This is a genomic window from Variovorax sp. P1_H12_2 (genome assembly GCF_056405335.1).
This window is the reverse complement of sequence record NZ_JBFUCI010000767.1, coordinates 1-1149: the sequence shown is the minus strand read 5'-3', so window position 1 is coordinate 1149 and position 1149 is coordinate 1. Positions and strand designations below refer to the sequence as shown.

Here is a 1149-nt window from a genome sequence, read left to right as displayed (position 1 = left end):
TCCTCGGGCACCGCGTTGGAGACCACGGGCACGTAGCGCAGGTTGGGCATCTGCTGCAGTTGCGTGCGCACCCAGTCGTCCATGTACAGATCCTCCGGCCGCCGGCCGCCCCAGTACAGGGTCGCCGGACGTTCGATGCCCTTGAATTTCATGTGCTCCAGCAGCGCCTTGATCGGCGCGAAGCCGGTGCCCGACGCCAGCAGCACCAGCGGTTTGTCGGAATCCTCGCGCAGGAAGAAGCTGCCGTAGGGGCCCTCGATGCGCAGGATTTCCTTCTCCTTCATGTCGCCGAAGACGTGGTCGGTGAACTTGCCGCCCGGCAGGTGCCGGATGTGCAGCTCGAGCCCGGTGCCTGCCTGCTGCAGCGTGTGCGGCGCATTGGCCATCGAGTAGCTGCGCCGTGTGCCGTCGCGCAGGATGAACTCCACGTACTGTCCGGCATGGAACTGCAGTGGCTCCCCGGCGGGCAGCTGCAGGCGCAGCAGGACCACGTCGTGCGACTGTTTCGCGAGCGCCAGCACCCGCACCGGCATCTTGCGGATCGGGAAGGCGCCGGCCTCGGTGACCTGGCGCGATTCGAGCACCACGTCGCCTTCCGCCCGCGCGCAGCAGGTCAGCACGTAGCCGGCCAGCTGCTCCTCGGCGCTGAGCGCCTTGCTCTGATGTGGGCCCAGGGTGACCTTGCCCGACAGCTTCTTGCACTTGCAGGAGCCGCAGGCGCCGTCCTTGCAGCCATAGGGAAGGCCAATGCCCTGGCGGATGCCGGCGGCGAGGATGGTTTCGTCGGCCAGGGCGACGAAATGGCGCCCGCTCGGTTCGATCGTGATCTGAAAGCCCGCTTCGCTCGGCGCTGCGCTGGTCATGGGTATTCTTCGTTCTCTGCTCAAAAGGGAGAACGGATTTTGCCCTCAATCAACAGCCCCCTCGGTGCGAGGCCCTCGCGCTTCCGGCGCGAACGCGTGCTCGTGGTCGGTTGCGGCGACGTCGGGCTGCGGGCGGCCCGGCTGCTGCGGGGCCGCGTGCAGCTGATCGCGCTGACCTCTTCGCTCGCCCGGGTGCCCCTGCTGCGGCAGGCCGGCATCACGCCGATCGTCGCGGATCTGGACCGGCCGGCGTCGCTGCGGCGGCTTTCAGGCCTCGCTACCCGGG

General features: G+C 68.3%; 2 protein-coding genes. One reads left to right on the top strand and one right to left on the bottom strand.

The window, feature by feature from the left end; all coding sequences use genetic code 11:
• On the bottom strand, positions 1-863 hold an 863-nt coding region (locus tag AC1D2K_RS34990; protein ID WP_478095055.1), incomplete at its 3' end, for a CDP-6-deoxy-delta-3,4-glucoseen reductase.
• Between the two features lie 39 nt (positions 864-902).
• Between AC1D2K_RS34990 and AC1D2K_RS34985 the strand changes: the two genes are divergently transcribed.
• The coding region (locus tag AC1D2K_RS34985) for an NAD-binding protein (protein ID WP_478095052.1) at positions 903-1149 on the top strand (247 nt) is incomplete at its 3' end.